Origin of the sequence: Psychrobacter sp. AOP7-B1-25 (assembly GCF_052376195.1) — a bacterium.
Taxonomy (GTDB): domain Bacteria; phylum Pseudomonadota; class Gammaproteobacteria; order Pseudomonadales; family Moraxellaceae; genus Psychrobacter.
Map to the genome: position 1 here is coordinate 23,137 of NZ_JBQSVK010000008.1, position 22,142 is coordinate 45,278.

15 protein-coding genes and 1 tRNA gene are annotated in these 22,142 nt (G+C 43.0%); 8 read left to right on the forward strand and 8 right to left on the reverse strand.

Going from position 1 to position 22,142, the window contains the following annotated elements:
- The first annotated feature begins 96 nt into the window (after positions 1-96).
- The 4 genes from ACT3QR_RS08200 to hisD all read left to right on the forward strand — a co-directional run bounded on the left by ACT3QR_RS08200 (position 97) and on the right by hisD (position 4,924).
- Positions 97-522, forward strand: a complete 426-nt coding sequence (locus ACT3QR_RS08200) for a RidA family protein (protein WP_444520860.1) — start codon at positions 97-99, stop codon at positions 520-522.
- 21 nt (positions 523-543) lie between these two features.
- Positions 544-1,842 carry an NAD(P)/FAD-dependent oxidoreductase gene (locus ACT3QR_RS08205; protein ID WP_444520861.1) on the forward strand — a complete coding sequence of 433 codons (1,299 nt, stop codon included), beginning with the start codon at positions 544-546 and terminating at the stop codon, positions 1,840-1,842.
- A 147-nt stretch (positions 1,843-1,989) separates the two neighbouring features.
- A complete protein-coding gene (locus ACT3QR_RS08210) occupies positions 1,990-3,402 on the forward strand; it encodes an aspartate ammonia-lyase (RefSeq protein WP_444520862.1) in 1,413 nt (470 codons plus the stop codon).
- A 226-nt stretch (positions 3,403-3,628) separates the two neighbouring features.
- Entirely contained in the window at positions 3,629-4,924 is a 1,296-nt protein-coding gene (gene hisD / locus ACT3QR_RS08215; RefSeq protein ID WP_444520863.1) for a histidinol dehydrogenase, read from the forward strand.
- A gap of 243 nt (positions 4,925-5,167) precedes the next feature.
- On the opposite strand, the gene ACT3QR_RS08220 is transcribed toward hisD, so the two are convergent.
- The 7 genes from ACT3QR_RS08220 to ACT3QR_RS08250 all read right to left on the reverse strand — a co-directional run bounded on the left by ACT3QR_RS08220 (position 5,168) and on the right by ACT3QR_RS08250 (position 14,388).
- Positions 5,168-5,244: transfer RNA gene (locus tag ACT3QR_RS08220), tRNA-Ile, on the reverse strand.
- Positions 5,245-5,338: 94 nt separating this feature from the next.
- A complete protein-coding gene (locus ACT3QR_RS08225) occupies positions 5,339-6,151 on the reverse strand; it encodes a pteridine reductase (protein ID WP_444520864.1) in 813 nt (270 codons plus the stop codon).
- Positions 6,152-6,188: 37 nt separating this feature from the next.
- Positions 6,189-7,370, reverse strand: coding sequence for a tRNA nucleotidyltransferase (locus tag ACT3QR_RS08230; RefSeq protein WP_444520865.1), 1,182 nt, complete (start codon positions 7,368-7,370; stop codon positions 6,189-6,191).
- A 169-nt stretch (positions 7,371-7,539) separates the two neighbouring features.
- Positions 7,540-9,858: an NADP-dependent malic enzyme gene (locus ACT3QR_RS08235; RefSeq protein WP_444520866.1), complete on the reverse strand. Its 2,319-nt coding sequence runs from the start codon at positions 9,856-9,858 to the stop codon at positions 7,540-7,542.
- A gap of 350 nt (positions 9,859-10,208) precedes the next feature.
- On the reverse strand, positions 10,209-11,675 hold the full coding sequence (locus ACT3QR_RS08240) for a protein adenylyltransferase SelO (RefSeq protein WP_444520867.1): 1,467 nt from the start codon (positions 11,673-11,675) through the stop codon (positions 10,209-10,211).
- A gap of 334 nt (positions 11,676-12,009) precedes the next feature.
- Positions 12,010-13,188 carry an acyl-CoA desaturase gene (locus ACT3QR_RS08245; protein ID WP_444520951.1) on the reverse strand — a complete coding sequence of 393 codons (1,179 nt, stop codon included), beginning with the start codon at positions 13,186-13,188 and terminating at the stop codon, positions 12,010-12,012.
- A 471-nt stretch (positions 13,189-13,659) separates the two neighbouring features.
- Positions 13,660-14,388: a glycerophosphodiester phosphodiesterase gene (locus ACT3QR_RS08250; RefSeq protein WP_444520868.1), complete on the reverse strand. Its 729-nt coding sequence runs from the start codon at positions 14,386-14,388 to the stop codon at positions 13,660-13,662.
- 330 nt (positions 14,389-14,718) lie between these two features.
- On the opposite strand from ACT3QR_RS08250, the gene ACT3QR_RS08255 reads away from it, so the two are divergent.
- On the forward strand, positions 14,719-15,648 hold the full coding sequence (locus ACT3QR_RS08255; RefSeq protein ID WP_444520869.1) for a hypothetical protein: 930 nt from the start codon (positions 14,719-14,721) through the stop codon (positions 15,646-15,648).
- A gap of 129 nt (positions 15,649-15,777) precedes the next feature.
- Here ACT3QR_RS08255 and ACT3QR_RS08260 read toward each other — a convergent pair whose 3' ends face one another.
- Positions 15,778-16,374, reverse strand: coding sequence for a cob(I)yrinic acid a,c-diamide adenosyltransferase (locus tag ACT3QR_RS08260; protein ID WP_444520870.1), 597 nt, complete (start codon positions 16,372-16,374; stop codon positions 15,778-15,780).
- 230 nt (positions 16,375-16,604) lie between these two features.
- Here ACT3QR_RS08260 and cysS point away from each other — a divergent pair, with 230 nt between their 5' ends.
- The 3 genes from cysS (at position 16,605) to guaB (ending at position 21,964) form a co-directional block, all read left to right on the forward strand.
- Positions 16,605-18,065 (forward strand): cysteine--tRNA ligase, encoded by a 1,461-nt coding sequence (gene cysS / locus ACT3QR_RS08265; RefSeq protein ID WP_444520871.1) that lies wholly within the window; start codon positions 16,605-16,607, stop codon positions 18,063-18,065.
- A gap of 164 nt (positions 18,066-18,229) precedes the next feature.
- The gene (locus tag ACT3QR_RS08270; protein WP_444520872.1) at positions 18,230-20,224 is read left to right on the forward strand and encodes a mechanosensitive ion channel family protein; all 1,995 of its coding nucleotides are present in this window, start codon (positions 18,230-18,232) and stop codon (positions 20,222-20,224) included.
- 267 nt (positions 20,225-20,491) lie between these two features.
- Positions 20,492-21,964, forward strand: coding sequence for an IMP dehydrogenase (guaB, locus tag ACT3QR_RS08275; protein ID WP_444520873.1), 1,473 nt, complete (start codon positions 20,492-20,494; stop codon positions 21,962-21,964).
- The last annotated feature ends 178 nt before the right edge of the window (positions 21,965-22,142 follow it).

Below are 22,142 nucleotides of genomic sequence, written 5' to 3' on the forward strand. Positions count from 1 at the left end.
TATTAACTTATGTACGTAGCCTGACAGCGTTATAACTTTATAACTTTCGATAAGTTATAAATTATGTTTCAACTACCTTCAACTGAGAGAGTGACAATGACGAAAATTACTAAATTAAAGACAGGTTCAGCACTAGAAGAGCACAGCAGTTATTCACGTCTAGTATGTGTGGATAATTGGATTTTTGTTTCTAACACAGCAGGCCGTTGCCCTGAAACCAAAGAAATCCCAGACGATTTGAAAGAACAGACTCTGCAGGTATTTGCCAATATTGAACGGGCGCTAAAAGCAGTGGATGCGTCATTAGCAGATGTAGTGATGTCTCGTGTTTTCATTCAAGATCCAAAAAATACGATGGATATTATGGAAATAGTCGGAGAGAAGTTTAGAGGTGTTGATCCTGCTACTACTGTGAGCTGCCCACCGTTGGGTTCTGATATCTACAAAGTAGAGATAGAAGTGACTGCGTATAAAGGCGCCTCAACCGCAGAAACAGCTATCATCAATATTGGCCAATCATAAGCCATAAGGAGTACGGTTCCAATGGCACCTATCATAAAACCGATTATCAATCCTGCGACCAGTCTGCCGCATGCTACTACTGTGGTCATCATTGGTGGCGGCATTGTGGGATTAACCGCTGCCTTAACACTTGCTGAACGCAATGTACCGGTTGTGGTATTAGAAAAAGGAAGAATCGCAGGTGAGCAGTCCTCTCGTAATTTGGGATGGATTCGAAAAACCAATCGTCTTTCTGATGATGTGCCTTTGGCGCTAGCCTCTGACAAGTTATGGGCAGAGATGTCCAAAAGAGTAGGTGCTGATGTAGGGTATAGTCAGTCTGGTATTTTATTTATTGGTAGAACACCTGCTGAAATAGCAGGGTATGAGAGTTGGCATAACTCTATACAGTCATTAAATCTTGATTCACGTATGGTCACGGCCAAACAAATTGACCAACTCGTGCCAAACGGTCGCGGCAAATGGGCGGGCGGTATTTATACGGCATCTGATGGGCGCGCAGAGCCGACATTGGCATCAAGTGCGATTGCCAATGCTGCCATTGCCAAAGGTGCTGTCATCATCGAAAATTGTGCTGTCAGAACGCTGGCTACCAAAGGTGGGCGTGTATCTGGCGTTATTACTGAACAAGGTGAGATTCTTTGCCAAGAGGTACTGTTAGCGGGCGGGATTTGGTCGCGTAGATTCTTAGGTAATTTGGGTGTCAGTTTACCGACATTACCAACGATATGCTCGGTGTTGAAAACCAAGCCAATGGATATTAAATTTGATCCCTCTGTAGGCGCACCAGATTTTTCATTCAGAAAACATAGAGATGGCGGTTATATTATTTCGCAAAGAGGTAAGTTAGATGCGCCATTAACCATAGATCATTTGTTGCTAGGGTTAAAGTTTTTGCCTGCCCTAAAAGTACAGCACAAATTCTTAAAAATTGGCTTAGGTAAATATTTTTGGGATGATTTGCGTCTAGCACGCAAATGGAAAGCGGACAGTGTATCGCCCTTTGAAAAAGTTCGAGCCATGAATCCACTGTCAAATGAGGTGTTGACGGGTAATGCCCTAGACAATTTACGTGCCTCTTGGACAGGTTTTGAAAATGCAGAAATTGAAACACAATGGGCTGGTGTGATTGATATAACGCCAGATTCTAACCCTGTCATAGATCGTATTGAGAAAATCCCAGGTTTGACTATTGCGACTGGATTTTCAGGTCATGGATTTGGTACGTCTCCTGCCGCCGGTCAGCTTGCTGCCGATAAGGTTATGCAGAGTGACACACCTTTAATTGACCCAACACCTTACCGATTTTCACGCTTTTAAAGTATTTTTATTTATGTCACACATGGATGAGACATAAATAGAAAACATTTCTTTAACCAAGTAAAGCTATCGATTGTCATTTCAAAACGAATGACAGCATAAGTACATTATCATTAGTCAGGGTTCTATAAAAAGGAGTTTTACCCGATGAATACTGCTACTCGCCAAGAGCATGACCTAATTGGCTATCGTGACGTGCCAGCTGATGCCTATTATGGCATCCAAACTTTACGTGCTTTTGAAAACTTCACCGTTAGTGGTGTGCGTTTGCATCAGTTTTCCACGTTTATTAGAGCGCTGGCCACCGTAAAAAAGGCGGCGGCAATCGCTAACAATAAAGTTGATGTACTCGATGAACGTATTAAAGACGCTATCGTCGCTGCCTGTGATGATGTGATTGATAACAAATATCATAACCAGTTTATCGTTGATATGTTTCAAGGCGGTGCAGGCACGTCAACCAATATGAATGCTAATGAAGTCATCGCCAATAGAGCATTGGAAATCTTAGGCTATCAAAAAGGCGACTATCAGCACGTCCATCCAAATAATGATGTCAATCTTTCACAATCGACTAACGATGTCTATCCGACGGCGATGAAAGTCGCTTTGGATGATTACTGTACGCGCTTGTTACAAAAAATGAAGGTACTACACGACAGTTTCATAAGTAAAAGTATTGAACTTGCTGATGAGTTAAAAATGGGTCGGACACACCTACAAGATGCAGTGCCTATGACTGCTGGTCAAGAGTTCAAGGCTTTTGCAACGATGATCAAAAAAGAGATGGATCGTATAGAATCTAGTCGTGTGTTATTTCACGAAATTAATATGGGTGGTACAGCGATTGGTACGGGATTAAATGCACCTGTTGGCTATTCAGAGCTGTGTGCACAAACACTAGGAGAGCTTACAGGTAGACCTTATTATATCGCCGAAGATTTGATTGAAGCCACGCAAGACACGAGTCCTTATGTGGCGTTGTCCGGCAACTTACGCTTACTCGCTGCACGCTTATCGAAAATTGCCAATGATTTGCGCTTACAGACGTCTGGTCCGCGGGCAGGTCTGGCTCAATACCGTCTGCCAGAAATGCAGCCTGGTAGCTCGATTATGCCAGGTAAGGTAAACCCAGTAATCCCTGAGGTAGTCAACCAAGCTTGCTTTCATGTGATGGGTGTAGACAATGCTATCGCTATGGCCTCTGAAAGCGGTCAGCTACAGTTGAACGTATTTGAACCCGTCATGGCATTCAATTTATTTACGGGCATGAGCATGCTGTCAAATGTTTGTGAGGTTTTCGCAACTCGTTGTATCGATGGCCTTATGATGAATAATGAGGCTTGCCGTGTTGAGGTATTTAATAATATAGGCTTGGTCACCGCACTAAACCCGCATTTAGGTTATGAGTCTTCGTCTTATGTGGCTAAAAAAGCGCAAGAAACGGGCGGCAGTGTTTACGACATTGTTTTAGGTGAAAAGCTAATGAATAAAGAGACTTTAGACTTTGTCTTATCTCCTGCTAATATGGTTTATCCAAAAGTGAAGCTGATGCTTTAGTGTTAGTTTTACTTTGAGTTAATAGAAAGGTCGTATTCGCATTTGCTAATACGGCTTTTCGTTGTCTGATGATTGATTCGTTAGAGTAGGTCAAAAGTTACTACATCTTTTACGCTCACAGTGATTTAAGTAGACGTGGACAGCAAAGAGAATCTAGCAGCCTGGTTTGATTTTTAGAGCTAAGGTTGTATTACCCAGTAAACTATAAACATTAAGGATTAGCATTATGCGGCAGTTAAGTACCCAAGACACAGATTTTGAGCAGCAACTTTCTACCTTGCTTGCTTTTGAAACCGTCAATGATGCCGACTTACTAAAGACAGTAGATGACATCATTGCTCAAGTCAGACTTGATGGTGATAGTGTGGTACTGGCATTAACTCAAAAGTTCGATCAACATCCAGCCAAATCGATGAATGAGCTTGAGCTGTCTAAAGCGTCTTTGGCCGAAGCGTTTGACACATTAGATGATGAAGCAAAGACTGCACTGACCACTGCGACCATAAGAGTAAAAGACTTTCATCAAAATCAAGTACAAGAAACGTGGCAGTATGAGGATGAGCTGGGCAATCGACTAGGACAAAAGGTCACACCGCTTGATCGAGTTGGTATCTATGTACCAGGTGGCCTAGCATCTTATCCCTCATCAGTTTTGATGAATGCCATTCCTGCTAAAGTTGCTGGGGTTAAAGAAGTGATTATGGTCGTGCCAGCACCTAAAGGTGTGCTCAATCAACTGGTCTTAGCAGCTGCGCACTTAGCAGAAGTTGATCGAGTATTCACGGTAGGCGGGGCGCAGGCAGTTGCAGCATTAGCTTATGGTACAAAGACTATTCCACAAGTGGATAAAATTACCGGTCCTGGTAATAAGTTCGTGGCCGCTGCAAAACGTGCGGTTTTTGGTCAAGTGGGCATTGATATGATTGCAGGGCCGTCAGAGGTGCTTGTTTATGCGGAAGGTGAAGCGGATGACCGTGCTGATTGGTTAGCGATGGACTTATTGTCTCAAGCGGAACATGATCGTGTGGCTCAAGCTATTTTTGTGACAACCTGTCCTAAACAGCTTGAGGAGGTGGCGATTGAGATTGAGAGGGCGTTGAATGATCTGCCAAAAGCTGATATCGCCAGAGAATCTCTACAACACCGTGGTGCATTAGTGCTAGTGAAAAATCGTAGTGAGGGTATGGCCGTTATAAATCGTGTTGCCCCTGAGCATTTAGAGTTATCTGTCAACAATCCAGATGCGCTACTTAATGACGTTCGTCATGCAGGTGCTATCTTTATGGGTCGTCATACACCTGAAGCTATCGGAGACTACTGTGCAGGGCCTAATCATGTGTTACCAACATCAGGAACGGCAAGATTCTCATCCCCGTTAGGTGTTTATGACTTCCAGAAGAAGTCATCATTAATCTATTGTAGTGAAAGCGGTAGCAAACCGCTAGCTGAGGCTGCTGACATTTTGGCAACACGTGAAGATTTAGATGCGCATGCTCGTTCAGCACGTTATCGTTATAAGTAGGATGTTTATACTTCAATATTAATAATATTATGACCTGTAGAGCAAATCCAGTTAATACAACATTCATATAGATATCAGTACCTTTAGCAGTACATAACCATAGTGTTAGTAGTTATCATACTTTAATTACTATAAGGGTCAAAGTATCAAGATAGTATCAAGAAATTAATCGTCTCAGTACACTTATATGAAATTTAGACAACAAAAAACTCTCACAAGTTAATACCTGTGAGGGTTTGAATTTGGTGGGCCCAGTAGGACTTGAACCTACGACCAAAGGATTATGAGTCCTCTGCTCTAACCAACTGAGCTATGGGCCCTAACGTTAGACGCACAATGATACCTGATTTTTTTAATTTTTCAAGTAGAAAATGAGTAGTAATAAAGATATTTTTACTGACATGCTATTTTTTATCAAAACTGACTACCAGCTAAGGTCAGACTACGGCCTCCATCGATTGTAATGATCTCGCCAGTGACATAATTTGCCTGCACAAGATATAGCACACTATGAGCAATTTCGTCAGGTTGGCCTATGCGCCGCATGGGTATGGCATCGATGATATTTTGTTGTTGCTCGTTATCAATAGCTTGGTCGCTAGTAGGGTCAGGTAAAATATTGACCCCAGGTGCAACCCCGTTGACACGCACTTCTGGCGCCATCTCTAGCGCTAGCGACTGCACCATCATTCGATGAGCAGCCTTTGCCATGTTATAGACAGTATAATTGCTAAACGGCCTATCATGAGCATGTATGTCCAATAAACTGACAATACAGCCTTGTCGCTGCTTAAGATATGGCAGTAACGCTTGGCTTAGTAATAAAGGGGCTTTGGCATTGGTTAAAAATAACTCATCCCACTGTGCGCGATCGATACTACCGAGCGGGCTAGGGTAAAACCGCGAGGCATTATGCACCAGCACATCAAGCTGTCCAAATGACTCTATGATATTTTTAACAAGGCTGTCTAAAGCCGTCTCATCGTTGACTATCGTTAAGTCAGCCACGATAACTTTTGCACTATTAGCACGGATGTCGTTTAACTGATTAGCTAAGTTATCCGAATCTTGTTCACTACGGTGACAATGGATGATAACGCGGTAACCTTGACTATGAGCCGCTTTAACAATAGCCGCCCCAATGCGCCTAGCACTACCTGTGACCAGCATCACGGGCGTTTGGTTACTTGTGTTTTCTGCGTGGCAGACATTAGTTTTTTGGTTCATCGCAATACTACTTTTTTCTCTAGGGTGCTTGTCTATATCATTGTTGCGCTTGCAAGTGTTCAATCCTACTTTGGCGTAAGGCGGCACCAATGGCTGGACCTTTGAGGTCTGGATCAATATCGGACATACCGATAGCGTGGAAGCTATTGAGTGCGAGCATCATTTGACGATGCTGTGTGGCCAGTTGTAAGACATGACTGCATACCAGTAATTGAGAGAGCTTATCAGGTTCCTTATGCGCACCGCAGGTTTGGATTAGATCGATTTTTTCAGCTGCACTTATACTATTTATTGCGCTTAATTTTTCAGCCTGTTGAACGAATAAAGTCGCGAACTGCGTATGTGTTTTCGGGACTTTGGCTTTATTACCGATAGTATTAATACTTTTTATAGCAGTTGATAGGTTAAAAGTAGACTCAAAGTTTTCGCTATTAAATAATGATGGGATTAAGCTAGTCATTAGTAGTGCCCAACGCTGCGATAAACTCAGCTGCATCTGACCTGTAAAATATAACGCTGTCTGCACCGTTTCCCTTATATGAACATCATTCCAAGCATGATGCAAGGGCGCGAAATACTCTGTCAGTGCACCAATTTCAAATAGTTTTTGCCAATAGACTTGCGGTGATAGTTGCAGAGTTGCACGGCTTGATTCTTGCCAGATACGCTCTGCACTCAAATGAGAAAGCTCTTCTGAATCGACTAGCTGACGCATTAACACCAAAGTGTCATTCGCAATGGTAAAGCCCAAGTCGTAGTAACGGCTATAGAAGCGTACTGTTCGAAGTACACGTAATGGGTCTTCGCTGAAAGCAGTGGACACATGACGCAACGTCTTGCTTTTTAAGTCTTGTAGTCCGCCATAATAGTCGATGACTTGTCCGTTAATGGGAGTGTCATCGGTTAAGCTGGTAACTTCAATTGCCATCGCATTGATCGTTAAATCACGACGGCGCAAATCATCCTTTAGACTAACATCAGGACTGGCATGTACGCTAAAACCTTTGTAGCCTGAGCCTTGCTTGCGCTCTGTACGTGCTAATGCATACTCTTCATGACTGGTCGGATGCAAAAACACAGGGAAGTCTGCCCCAACTTGTTGAAACCCTGCATCAATCATCTCTGCAACCGTAGCACCAACGACGACGAAGTCCTTGTCCTTAATAGGACGCTTGAGTAGTCGATCGCGTACAGCACCGCCCACAAGATAAATTTGCATAGAAGCCTCTTATTATTTAGTTTTATATCATCAGCTCAATTTTTATGAGTCAAAAAAACAGCCAATGCTTTATAAGTTGCATTGACTGGTTTTAGTATAGCAGAAGGGCTCTGTCAATGGATGACAGAGCCCTTCTTAATCGTGCAGTCACACTATGTATGATATATGACTATTTTTCGTTTTCTAGGTCTTGAGCTTCAGTGACGGCCAGAGCGGTCATATTGACGATACCACGTGCTGTCGCTGATGGCGTCAAAATATGTACCGGCTTGTTAGTACCTAATAAGATAGGTCCAATAGAAGCACTGCTAGTAGCTGTTTTAAGCAAGTTGAAGGCGATGTTTGAAGCATCGAGTGTTGGTAGGATGAGCAGGTTTGCTGCACCTTTTAGTGGGCTTGATGGCATATGATTGAGACGAATACTCTCATTTAGCGCGGCATCACCTTGTATCTCACCATCGAACTCAAAGTCGACATTCATATCTGTTAGTAGCTGATATACCTTGCGCATTTTGACAGCGCTAACGCGATCTGAAGCACCAAAGTTAGAATGAGACACTAGCGCGACACGTGGAGTAATGCCAAAGCGACGTAATTGCTCAGCTGCTAAGACTGTCATTTCAGCCAATTGTTCAGCAGTTGGATCTTCGTGGATATAAGTATCCGCAATGAAAATATTACGATCTTGCATGAGTACAGCATTCATCGCATAAAAATCGTTCATATCTTCTTTTTTACCAATGACACTTTCAACATATTTTAAGTGCAATTGATAATGACCAAATGTACCACATACCATACCATCAGCCGCACCGTTTTCGACCAGTAAAGAACCAATCAAAGTCGTCTTACGGCGCACATCACGACGCGCAAGCTCAATACTCACACCGCGGCGTTTATTTTTCTCGTAGTAGCCCTGCCAGTAGTCTTTGTAGCGTGGATCATCATCAACGTTGACAATGGTAATATTCTCGCCATCTTTGAGACGCAAGCCTAGTTTTTCGATATTCGCTGCAATGACCGAAGGACGACCAACCAGAATAGGGTCTGCCAGCTTCTCATCAACAACCACTTGCACAGCAAGTAGGATATTGTTGTCTTCACCTTCACAGTAAACAATACGTTTTGGAGCAGATTTTGCACGAGCAAAGATTGGCTTCATGACAAACGCTGAGTTGTAAACAAACTCTGATAGACGCTGACGATATACTTGCATGTCATCGATAGGCAGAGTAGCAACGCCTGAATCCATTGCTGCTTTGGCGACAGCAGATGCAATTTCAATAATTAGGTTTGGCTCTAGAGGGCCTGGGATTAGGTAGTCACGCCCAAAACTTTGCATCTTTTCAATGTTTCTAGCGCTGGTCGTTGGCGTGGCTTCAACGTGTGCCATCGCAGCGATTGCTTTTACGCAAGCGACTTTCATTTCTTCGTTGACAGTAGTCGCACCAACGTCTAATGCACCGCGGAAAATATACGGGAAGCATAGCGCGTTGTTTACTTGGTTTGGATAGTCTGAACGACCGGTTGCCATAATAACGTCTGGACGTACCGCATGTGCCAACTCTGGCATGATTTCAGGTGTTGGGTTAGCAAGTGCAAAGACGATAGGGTCTTTTGCCATACGGCGAACCATATCTTCTGATAGCGTACCTGGCATTGATAAGCCTAGGAACATATCAACATCGTCCATCACTTCTTCGATAGAAGTAGCCGTGGTATCACGAGCATAACGTTGTTTGGTTTCATCAAGGTTTTCACGGCTAGTACTGATGATACCGCGTGAGTCCGAAACAATGATGTTGTTCTTATTAACACCAAGTGCGCAAATAATATCTAAGCAAGAAATAGCTGCTGCACCTGCACCTGAACAAACAATTTTAATCTCTTCGATTTTTTTGCCAGTAATCAACAAAGCGTTTAGCATCGCTGCGGCAACGATGATTGACGTACCATGTTGATCATCATGGAATACTGGAATGTTCATACGCTCACGCAGTTCACGCTCGATTTTAAAACATTCTGGTGCTTTGATATCTTCTAAGTTGATACCACCAAAGGTGGGCTCAAGTGAAGCAACCGCTTCGATAAACTTGTCTGGATCATTTTGAGCAATTTCAATATCAAAAACGTCGATACCTGCAAACTTCTTGAATAGTACGCCTTTTCCTTCCATAACTGGTTTTGACGCCAATGGACCGATATTACCTAGACCCAGTACCGCCGTACCGTTAGTGATCACACCAACTAAGTTATTACGTGCCGTGTACTTAGAAGCAAGCTTGGGATCCTTTTGGATCTCAAGACAAGGTACAGCAACGCCTGGAGAGTATGCAAGTGCTAAATCGCGTTGGTTGGCTAGCTGCTTAGTAGGGGTTACTGAAATTTTACCTGGGCGTGGAAACTCATGGTAATGTAAGGCGGCTTGTTCAAACTGCTCTTTTTCTGTACTAAGGTTATCCGTATTCGAAGTGGTATCGTCATTCATAATAATTGCCATGGTTGGAATAAATTGGAATAAATTAAATGGTGATAAAAAATAACGTCTAACCCTCTAAAAATCATGGAATGATAATAATTAAAAGGTACAAAGACGTTAAACGACTCACGACCACCAGAATCATGGTCGGCGATCGAAGATCAAGTCAAAAAAGCAAACTGGCTAAAATATTCATTCTAGCACTATTGATAATTCACTGCCTAGTCAACAACAGAGAATTGTGCGAATAATATAATAAAATGATATTCGTTATTTATCTCGTTGATAATGCCAAATAATGCGGTTAGATATCAACCTTAATTTCATAATGTTTCAAAATATTACAGAGTTGAAAGGGGCTAAGACGAGCAGCTAATAGGCATCTGCGGTGTATCAGCTGCAGGCGCATTAGTATCTAAGTCGACTGCAATATCTTGTACGTTATAAGGATTGGCTAATAAGCGAAACACTCGATCAACTTCTTCAAACTGACCTTGCTCTGCGGCAGTAATTGCACGTTGCGCCATACTATTGCGTAGGACATAGACAGGATTATTGGTCTTCATATCATTGATTACTTGCTTAAGGGGCAGTTGCTCGGTGCTGGCAAGATAACGTGTTGACCAGTCTTGCCATACTTGCTGTGCATCACTGTTTAACTCAGTGGTCATGGTAGTCAGTAGCTTTTGCTCATAAGGATGATCTGCTTGTGCGACTAAACCGAGTAGGGCGCGGAAGCTATTGGTATAATCGAGCAAGTTATCTTCTAATAGCGTCAACCATTCAAAGGCTAAGCTGAGGCTCTCTTTTTGATGCAGTAGGCCAAGCTTACGGCACAGACCTTGTTGATAGTACTGCATGAAGGTTGCTTCATAAGGCGCTAGGCAGTCAGCGAGCGTCTCACGAGTAACGCCTTCCAGGCGCATAAAGTGTGGTAGCCAAACATTTAGATTCCAATGTCCAATAGCAGGCTGGTTTTGATAGGCATAGCGACCAGTGTGGTCAGAGTGATTATTAATCCATGCAGGATTGAATCGCTCCATAAAGCCAAACGGACCGAAATCCAAAGTACTGCCTGTGATAGATAGATTGTCTGTATTCATCACACCATGGGCAAAGCCAATCAATTGCCAATCAGCAATCATTCGCGCGGTACGCTCAACCACAGCAGTCAAAAACGCTGCTACAGATTGCTCATTATCGCGACACTCTGGGTAATAGGTATCAATCATATAATCGGTAAATTCACTGAGTAAATCAGGTGCAAAGCTAGCAATCCACTCCACATGACCGAGACGAATGTGACTGTCCGCCACACGCATCAACGCTGCACCTGCTTCGATACGCTCACGGCGCACTCTCGTATCAGATACTACAAACCCTAAAGCGTTAGACGAGGGGATGCCAAGCTGGGTCAATGCATGACCGCACAGGTACTCGCGAATGGTACTACGTAAGACTGCGCGCCCATCACCCATGCGTGAGTAGGGCGTCAAGCCAGCGCCTTTGAGATGCAAGTCCTGTGGCTGTCCATCGTTGTCGAGTACTTGTGCCATCAGTAGACCGCGACCGTCGCCTAATTGTCCAGCCCATTGTCCAAATTGGTGACCAGCATAGGCCATTGATAGTGGTTTAAAGTCAGCTGGCACGTATTGACCACCTAATATCTCAACCCAATTAGCCATCAACTCATCATCATTTGCCCAATTTAATTGCTGAGCAACTTTAGTATTGAAGTGACCAGCACGAGGGTTGTCCAGTGGCACAGGTGGCTGCTCATGATAAAGGCGCGTGTCTAGGTTGACATAAGTGTTCTGATAACGCATACAGGCCGTTTCCATTAAAATATAAAAGTGAGAATGTCACTATAGCACAGCTCTCATATGGCATCGTTGCACTCTGTCCATCTCTTGTAATATCTGGCCAAAAATGGAGTTATCGGTCTCTGATAGGTCGAATTTGAAGGACCAGATTGCCACCGTTCTTAGATTAGAGATGACAACGCATTGTCCTATATATTTAATCATTTACTATAATAATAAAATCATTAGAAGTCGGCGTAATGACACAAATGGTAAATTATGAGCAAAAAAACCCCCCTATCTAGGACAGATAAGGGGATGGAGAAGCTTCAAAATTATAAAGTAAATCAAAGACTGATTAAGCTGCTTTTTCACTTGCACCAATAGAACGGAAAGCAGTCTTTAAGTTGCTGTTGTGCTCAAGAATTTTTTGCTCAATCTTGGCATAGTCGTGCTTTAGCTTGTCATCTGCTTCATGCAAACGATCGGCAAATTCTGTCTTTTTAAGCTCGATAGTTTTAGCTTTAAGCGCCTGCCATTCTTCAACAGTTTGTGTAAAGGCATCATATTCGAACTTAATACGGTCTTGGAAGCTCTTCATTGCATGAGGGATATCGATACCACCTACTGTTGCTGTATCGATTTGCTGCTGAGCTTTCTTAAACTGCATTTGTACTTCTGCATGTTTGATAGTTGTATCATCCACTGTACGCAGCTCAGAAGCCAGACCAATCTTTGATAGACCAGCAATTAACCATTTGGTTGGATCATATTGCCACCATTTTACACCGTTACGATAATCGTATTGGAAGAAGTGATGGTAGTTATGATAACCCTCACCCCATGTAAAGATAGCCAAGAAGAAGTTGTCACGGGCCGTATTGGTATCAGTATAAGGGCGAGTACCAAGCATATGGCATAATGAATTGATAAAGAATGTGAAATGATGCGTCAATACTAGGCGCAATAAGCCTGCAATGACTAAGGTGCCCCAGACATCACCAAGCAACCAACCAATAGCGGCAACCATACCAACGTTCATAGCAACGACCCACAGGCCATAGTACTTATGCTGAATCTGTAAGACTCTATCTTTAGTCAAGTCGGGGATATTTTTGTAGTCGAACTTGCCGCTAGGGTAGTTACGTAGCATCCAACCAATATGACTGAACCAAAATCCGCGTTTCGCTGAATACGGATCATCTAAACGATCATCTACATGACGATGATGGACACGGTGGCCTGAAACCCAGTCAAACGCAGAGCCCTGGACCGCTAAAGTAGAACCTAACAACAAAAAATTTCTTACAATTGGATGAGCTTTGTACGCACGGTGTGCAAGCAAGCGATGATAGCCTGCTGTAATGCTCATACCAGTCCATACCATAAAGGCACCAAATACGCCCCAGACAGGTGCGCTTACTTCATGAGTGAATAAGTACCATGGTGTAATGATAGCAGCAGCAATTGGCGTCGCTACCAAAATAGTCGCTGGAATCCAGTTAATCGGTGCTTTGGTAAACTCAAACTCACGCATATCAATGCTTTGCTCTTTCGTCGAAAGATCTGCTTGCTCAGAAGCTTTAGCATAATTGCGTTTTGCAACAGGCTGCTCATCAAGAGCCATTTGCGCTTTTTTCTCATCAAAACGAGTTTTAAAACGCGTTACTTGAGTGCTGGCAGTCTTCACGATTGTATCACCAGATTTGATAGCGAAACGTAAGCCTTTAAGCGGTAAGCCAAGTGCTTTTTTTGCAATCATATAATATCCCTAACGGTATTAATTTAAGTCTCCATAGTACCTTAAAAAGCGTATAAAGTGAACACTTATACACTATAAAAATATTGCTAAATAACAATAACTTGTATGAATTATAGAATGTATCAGTCAAAAATACGAGTGACTTATCAGGCATGAAGGAAAAGTGTAACAAAGAGAATAAATATGTAGGAAAGAGTAGAGTCATCGAAAAAACGATTAAATATCAAAAAAGTACGGATAGATGGCTCAAGGCAACAGTAGATGACTTGGAAAATCTGTAATGATAACGTCGGTTTCCCATTTTATAAGGCGCTCAATGGTAGGAATATCATTAACCGTCCAAGCACTTACTGGTAATCCATAACGGTGACTATGTTTGATGACGGCTTGTGTTAAAAGAGGATGATAGATACCCAGCTGAATACAGCCGAGTTGCAAGGCTGTATTAGTAGCGTTTGCTAATGCTTTTGGAGTTCGAATAAGTAGCCCACGAGGTATACGAGATAATAATTTGTGACGTTGTAAACGGTTATGTAACTCTATATCGAAGCTCGTCAATACAACGGGTAAGCTAGCAATAGGTGTATCAATAAATGCATGCTGAAGCGCTCTAACCAATATCGCATAATTGGTACGGCTATGCGTTTTAATCTCAAGCTCAATAACATTAAATCCACTGAGCGCAGGCGCAATGCTTGCGAGCGTCATGATAGGTTGACCAAACTGCAGATGGCATTGAATCTCTGTCAGTTTTAACTGATCAAGACGCGATTGCCGACCGCACATCCGCTCTAGATCGTCGTCATGAAATACGATTAAGTGACCGTCCGCATTTAGCTGTATATCAAACTCTATGCCTGCTAATCCTTTTGCCTTGAGGTTTTGAGAGTATTGAAAGCCTGAAAAGGTGTTTTCTAATGCCTCACCGCGCGCACCTCGGTGTCCTAATAACAACGTATCTCTAAAATTTATCATATGCACCATCTACTGATGTTTTTTATGCCCAATAATATAGCGTCATATTAATGACGTCTAATGAAAACTGTAAAGCAATCTGTAGTTTTTTGAATACGACCATTTAGGGCTAAACCTGCCAATGTTTGTTATGTTTTTGCAACCAAACGCAGGTTTTTTCCACAATGAGGGACTCTATTTGTATGTGCATGGGCTACAATAATGACCATTTGATGTAAACACCGTATAATGATGTGGTTTTCATGTCTATAGCAGCCAGCGTTGCGATTTAAATATTGAACATTGTCAGTTAGTGGCGGTAAGAACCTGTAAATTGGGAGTAGAGTTAGTATGAGCGTAGCAAGTATAAGTTTGAGCAAGTGGCATAAAGTTGCTGGGATTGGGTTGGTATGTGGTTTGGCGCTTGCAGGCTGTGACCGCTCAGATAAAGAAGATACTACTGAGCAGGCAGAGCTAACAGAACAAGAGACTGTCGATGCTGAAAATAGCGTTTCGCCTGCGGTTACTTGTGATGACCCTATGGTACAAGATCGTCTCAAGTCAGCTCTAAAAAACACGCTCAATCAACAAGCACAGTCATTGGCTGCCAACTATGCAAATGATGCTGAAATCAGTTTAGCAAATGGTGTGGTCAGCGAAAAAATAGATGGCGTTGTCATCGACATCCAAAACGCTGCTATCTTACAACAAGCCAATGACAACGGTATGACTACCTGCCAAGCCAGTGTTAGCATGACGTTACCAAGCGAAGATTTGTATCAAGCCAGTCAGGTACAAGCCGCAAATAACCAGCCAAGCTTACAATCGCGTTTAGCGCAAGACAATATTCGCATCAATAACAACATGCTTGTTGATGACGCTTTCACGTACATCGTCGGAACTCAAGGCGGTCAAGTGCGTACGCGCATTGCGGGTCAACCTGCTTTGCTTACTGTCGTGGCAGATGTGATGGCAGGTTCTGTATTTAAGGCTGCAATTGATGAACAGCGTGCTGCTGAGCGCCGCGCAGCACAACAGAACAATGATAATACTCAAACAGCACCAACCCGTCAGCCAAGAACTGTAACGCCAGTTGAGCCGATTCGTCCGATTGAACCTACGCCGCCGCCAACTATTAATAAACCTGCTGAAAGTCAGAGCAGTTCATCTGAAAATAACCAAGCAGCAGCTGAGCCTAGCAAGCCTGCCACACCAAAAGTAGTACCTAAAGATGAAACTATCGATATGGTTATCATTGAAGATGATAGCGCTACTTATTAATTTGTCATTGTAATAAGCGATAGCAATTAACTAGTAGAGCTAACTACTATCTTTGAATAAAAAAACCTGCAACAGTAATGTTGCAGGTTTTTTTTGTATGTTTAGGCTGATTAATACGGGTCGACGGTATTATTGATTGTCAGTGAACGTTTTTAAAGCTTGACTGTCCCACAATACCTCAGAGACTTTTGCTGGATCCGTACAGAAGCGCGCAGCGACAAACAACCAATCAGATAAGCGATTAATAAAGCTCACTGCTGTATGACGAATCGCTTGTGGACGCTGCTGCTGCAATATCACGGCTTGGCGTTCAGCACGGCGACACACACTACGGGCTACGTGTAATTGACTCACTAGTATAGAACCTGTCGGCAAAATAAAGTCTTTTAGCGGCGGCAATGCCGTGTTCATCATATCTATTTGCTGCTCCAACCATTCAATATGAGTGGTATTGACCCCTTCATACTCTGGCATGGCAAGCTCGCCGCCTATATTGAATAACAAGTGCTGAATGATGACCAAGGCTTCAGAAAACTCTTTCTCTATAGATTGCCCTTCATTATGCTTTAATTGCGCGCGTACTAGGCCAATGTGTGAGTTGAGCTCATCGACGTCACCCATGACACTAAATAGATTGTCCGCTTTACTAAGGCGGCTGCCATCAGCCATACCAGTACTGCCGTCATCTCCAGTACGTGTATATATTTTGCTCAAACGATTGCCCATCTTTACATCCTCAATATTTTTTATGATTGAATAGCGCTAGTTGCACGCTCATTGTAGTATTTTATGCCCGTTTTCGCTAAGATAATGGGTTACGTTTTATATCACGATATTTTTGGTCTGAACTCTCTGTTTTTTGATTTATATTCACAGTCATTGGTATGGTTTATTCATACACGGCGGCTGAGATTTCACATTTCTCTATTTTATTTACGTTACAAGGCTTTTTTACTATGACCACACCACTTGCAGATGCGATGTCACAACTTGCCATTTATGATTCATTGACTGGCAGCAAGCGTCAATTTGTACCACTCAAAGCAGGGCAGGTTGGTATGTATGTGTGCGGCATGACCGTTTATGACTATTGTCATATTGGTCATGCGCGAGTAATGGTCGGCTTTGATATGGCCAATCGTTGGTTGGCACGCTTGGGTTATGACGTGAACTACGTACGTAATATCACTGATATTGATGATAAGATCATTGCTCGTGCCGCTGAAAATGGTGAAGAGATTGCTACATTGACGCAGCGCTTTATTGAAGCGATGCATGAAGACGCGACTGCGCTTGGTTGCGAGATGCCAAATGCTGAGCCACGCGCAACTGACCATATCGACGACATGCAGGACATGATTGAGACGTTAGTCACTGGCAACTATGCGTACGCAGGCGACAACGGTGATGTTTACTATGCTGTTGATAGCTTTGACGGTTATGGAAAACTATCTAAGCGCAATCTAGACGATATGCAGGCAGGCTCGCGAGTTGAGGTCGAGAATGATAAGCGCAATCCATTTGACTTTGTACTATGGAAAGCCGCAAAACCTGATGAGCCGCAGTGGGCATCTCCATGGGGGCAAGGGCGACCAGGTTGGCATATTGAATGCTCAGCGATGTCGACTAAGTGCTTAGGTAGTACCTTTGATATTCATGGCGGTGGTCATGACTTACAGTTCCCGCATCATGAAAACGAAATCGCGCAGTCTGAAGCGGCGACTGGTTGTGAGTATGCACGCAACTGGATGCATGTTGGTTTTATCAATGTCGATGGCGAAAAAATGTCTAAGTCATTGGGTAACTTTTTTACCATTCGCGATGTCATGGCAAAGTATTTGCCTGAGACAGTGCGTTTCTTCTTATTGTCGAGCCATTATCGCAGTCAAGTCAATTTCTCTGACAGTGCGTTAGATGAAGCGCATAATAGCTTAAGTAGATTATACAATGCGTTGAAATTGGCTGAGCAGCAAAAAGGACAGTCAATCGTAATTGATGAAGACTTAGTGGTTGAAGCTTACAACAGTACAGCTGGACAAGACTTCATTAAAGCAATGAATGATGACTTCAATAGCTCGACGGCTATCAGCGTACTATTTGGATTGGCTCGTGATATCAATAAAGCGATTAAAGCAGAAGACGTCGATACCGCATGGCAATTGGCACAGCAGCTAAAAGCATTAGCGCAGGTATTAAACATTTTACAGCAGCCAGTGCAGCAGTTTTTGCAAGCAGTAGTGGGTGAGCAAACAGAAGACGGTCTGACGGATGCCGTTATTGATAATTTAATCATTGAACGTGGAGATGCGAAAGCCAATAAAAACTTTGCCCGTGCTGATGAAATACGTGAGCAACTAAAAGCTGCTGGCATTGAGTTAGAAGACAGCCGTGCTGGCACAACATGGCGCCGCGCTTAAGATAATTTTTATCGACTATTTATCGATTATAGGTATGACGGCTACAAATCTCATAATAAATTAAGTCAGCTTCAGGCTGGCTTTTTTTTGTTTACTGAATTAGGTTAAAGCAGTGTAGTTATATTTTTTGTACTTTCCTCTTGTAGACTGATGGTTTTGAAAACATGAACACTCTTAAAGACAACCCTATGGACAATCATTGTGTCATTGTGCGCTCAGATGATAATCATCGATTAAATATAAAGAAAAATCGTTTTAAAAGTCAAATGCTACAAGTAGTAATGGGTTTTCTTATTGTGACTATGAGTATGGTCTACGCACCTGCTAATGCGGCCAGTACAGCAAATAGTGAGAGTGGAGAGAGTGCGAATGAGCCAGAAAAACAAACGCCTAGTAAGCCCGATAACTTTGCTGAATATGCGGCTCAGCAAGTCAATACGATTAAAGATGAAAATATCAGCATTTCTGGTATTACTGAAGAGGTATTTGATCCTACTGAGCGTAACGCAGTAGAGCAGGCAGGTAGACTACAAGGCGATACGGCACTGACCGGAGAATACAGCGAGAGCTACTATATAGTTGATAAACTGAATGCTGGATTGCCGCCTTTATCAGAGCCACCTAACTTAGAAACGCCGCTTGCGGCCTTAGAGTTTTTTCAGTCAGCATTAATGAAGCAGCAGTATGATTTGGCGGCTTATGCGCTAAACATGAACTTGATTGATGAGGAAAGCCAGCGCAGCCGTGCGCTTGATCTCGCAAAGCGTTTGGATTTTTTACTATCTGAAAGAGAGTTGTATGTATTCGACGATATGCCAGATCGTCCTGATGGCTTGATTGAACCACCACTTGGTAATAACAGTAGTGTAATGGGTATCGCCAGACGATCTATCCAACTCGGTTCTATTGATTATCGAGAGCGCCGCGTTCCTATTTATTTACAGCGAGTACGGGTAGGCGACGGGGCTCCTATATGGGTATTTTCGGCGCAGACAGTAGGCAATATTGATAATCTCTATGAGCAGTATCACCCAGCTGAGTTCGAACGTTATTTACCCACTTGGTTAAAACTAGATGTTTTCGGGATTGCGCTATGGGAATTCTCAGCGCTTATCGTATTTTTCTTGCTGACCATGGGTGTGGGCTGGCTACTCAGTAAAGGCACTGAAAAAATCATCAACCATTATGTCGATGATGAAAAATATAGTATGTATGTTGGCAGTACCAATGGCGTTGCAGATTTGATCAGTAAGCTAACGGTGCCATTGACCTTTACAATCAGTTTTTCACTTGTTTTTGCTCTGGTTTCAGGTGGTTTTCCTTATTTAGATGCCGTCGCCTCATCTACTCGTCCCCTTATCTGGATTGGGTTGGTATTTAGTACCATGTGGTTAGGTATTCGCATTATTAACTTTTTTGCTAATCGCTATCAAGACATGCAGATTGAGAATTTGGCTGCAGAGCATTTTGATAAAGAGCGCCGTCGCCGTACTTACGTATCGATATTTCGCCGGGTTTTTATCTTTGTAATGATTTTGGGAAGTTTTTGGATAGGCCTTAGTGAGTTTGCCAACATGGAAGGTCTGGGCAAGACCTTATTGACCTCAGCTGGTATTGCTGGTGTGGTGATAGGTATCGCTGCCCAGCCAATATTGGGCAACATCATCGCTGGGGTACAGGTTGCAGTGACGCAGCCAGTGCGGATTGGCGATAGCGTGATAATGGATGGCAATTTTAGTACGGTTGAAGACCTGCGTTACACTTACGCTGTTTTAAAAACATGGGATGAACGTCGATTAATCGTGCCGATGCGCGAACTGATTACTGAAAAGGTCGAAAACTGGTCGCATACAGAAGTACATCAAACCTGTCCTGTATTTTTGTATATTGATTATGGTGCAGATATTGACGCTATTCGAGAGAAGTTTATATCGATGGTTAAAGAGAATGAGCTTTGGGATAACAAAACAGAACCTGAAATGTATGTGGTTGATGTGACTGAAAATACCATTCAACTACGCGGTGCTGTTTCATCAATTGGGCCTATAGAGGCATGGACGCTGGCCTGTGAAATACGAGAGCAAATGCTTGGTTATCTGTATACGCAGCAAAACAAATATTTGCCCACCGAGCGTTTTACTTTGACAAAAGGCGAATAGAAGTCAGTAACAACTATGCTCTTCGCGGGCTTCCAAACTGAGTTGTTTATGGTTTGCGATAGGATGGCTATCGATAAAGACTCATTTGTGCAAAATAATCTGACAAATATAGTGTGTCAGCGAGGCGCTTATTTGTTATAATGTGGCGTTATTTTTATAGGATAACTGAGTGGTAGCGATAAGTCAGCACTGTGGATGCAGTTGTAATGATTAATCCGTTTTACCCTGAGCTCCTACCCATCAAAATAACCACCACTAGGGGTCTGTATGTTGCGAATTATCGATGAAGCCTTAACCTTTGATGACGTTTTATTATTACCAGCCTATTCTGAAGTTCTGCCAAAAACTGCTGATCTGTCTACTCGTTTGACCAAAAACATCACACTTAATCTTCCGCTAATCTCTGCGGCGATGGATACTGTGACTGAGTCTGAAATGGCTATTACTATGGCACAGCTTGGTGGCATGGGTATTTTGCATAAGAGCATGGACATCGAAAAGCAGGCTACACAAGTACGCCGTGTCAAAAAGTTTGAAGCGGGTACCGTGGTCGATCCTATTACTGTACATCCAGAAATGACCATTGGTGAGTTGCTGCGTTTGACGCAAGACAATAATATCTCAGGTGTGCCTGTGGTCGAAAAAGGTACAGATAATGTTGTGGGTATTGTTACTCATAGAGATTGGCGCTTTGAAACCAATCTGTCGTTGCCAGTTAGTCAGATTATGACGCCAAAAGAGCAGCTAGTCACTGTATACGAAGGTGAAAGCAACGAGAACATTAAAAGGTTGCTGCATGAGCACCGCATCGAAAAAGTGATCGTTATTGATGATAACTTCCGCCTACGTGGTTTGATTACGGTTAATGACTTTGCCAAAGCTGAAAACAATCCAAATGCTTGTAAAGATGAGCAAGGTCGCCTACGTGTTGGTGCAGCTGTAGGTACTGGCGCAGACACGCAGGCACGCGTTGAAGCATTAATTGCTGCTGACGTTGACGTTATCGTCGTTGATACGGCACACGGTCACTCAAAAGGCGTGATTGACAAAGTTTCTTGGATTAAAAAGAACTACCCGCACGTACAAGTAATCGGTGGCAACATCGCAACAGGTGAGGCTGCCATTGCTTTACGTGACGCAGGTGCTGATGCAGTAAAAGTTGGTATCGGCCCTGGTTCTATCTGTACTACGCGTATTATCGCAGGTATCGGTGTACCACAAATCTCAGCAATTGATAATGTCGCTAGCGCTTTGAAAGACAGCATTCCATTGATTGCTGATGGTGGTATTCGTTTCTCAGGTGATATGGCAAAAGCAATCGCTGCTGGTGCATCATGCATCATGGTTGGTTCACTCATGGCTGGTACTGAAGAAGCGCCAGGTGAAGTTGAACTGTTCCAAGGTCGCTACTATAAAGCTTATCGCGGTATGGGTAGCTTGGGTGCGATGTCAGGATCAAATGGTTCTTCAGACCGCTACTTCCAAGATGCAAAAGACGGCGTAGAGAAACTGGTACCAGAAGGTATCGAAGGCCGTGTTCCTTATAAAGGACCAGTTGCTGGTATCGTTAATCAGTTGGTTGGGGGCTTACGTTCATCAATGGGCTATACTGGCTCTGCTACGATTGAAGATATGCGCACTAAGCCGCAATTTATTAAAGTAACTTCAGCAGGTATGAAAGAATCTCACGTCCATGATGTGCAAATCACTAAAGAAGCACCAAACTATCGAGTAAACTAGATCGTTTAGTGAAATACTTTTCTTTTATAGAATTGCATCTTATTTATGTTAGCTGAGACGTAAGGCTGCAGCGAGCTTAAGATACAAACAGCCAACAATGCTCTGTTATTGTTGGCTGTTTTTTTTGTAGAATACAGAAATAGATTATTACAACAACAGTATTGCCTGCGTATACGTT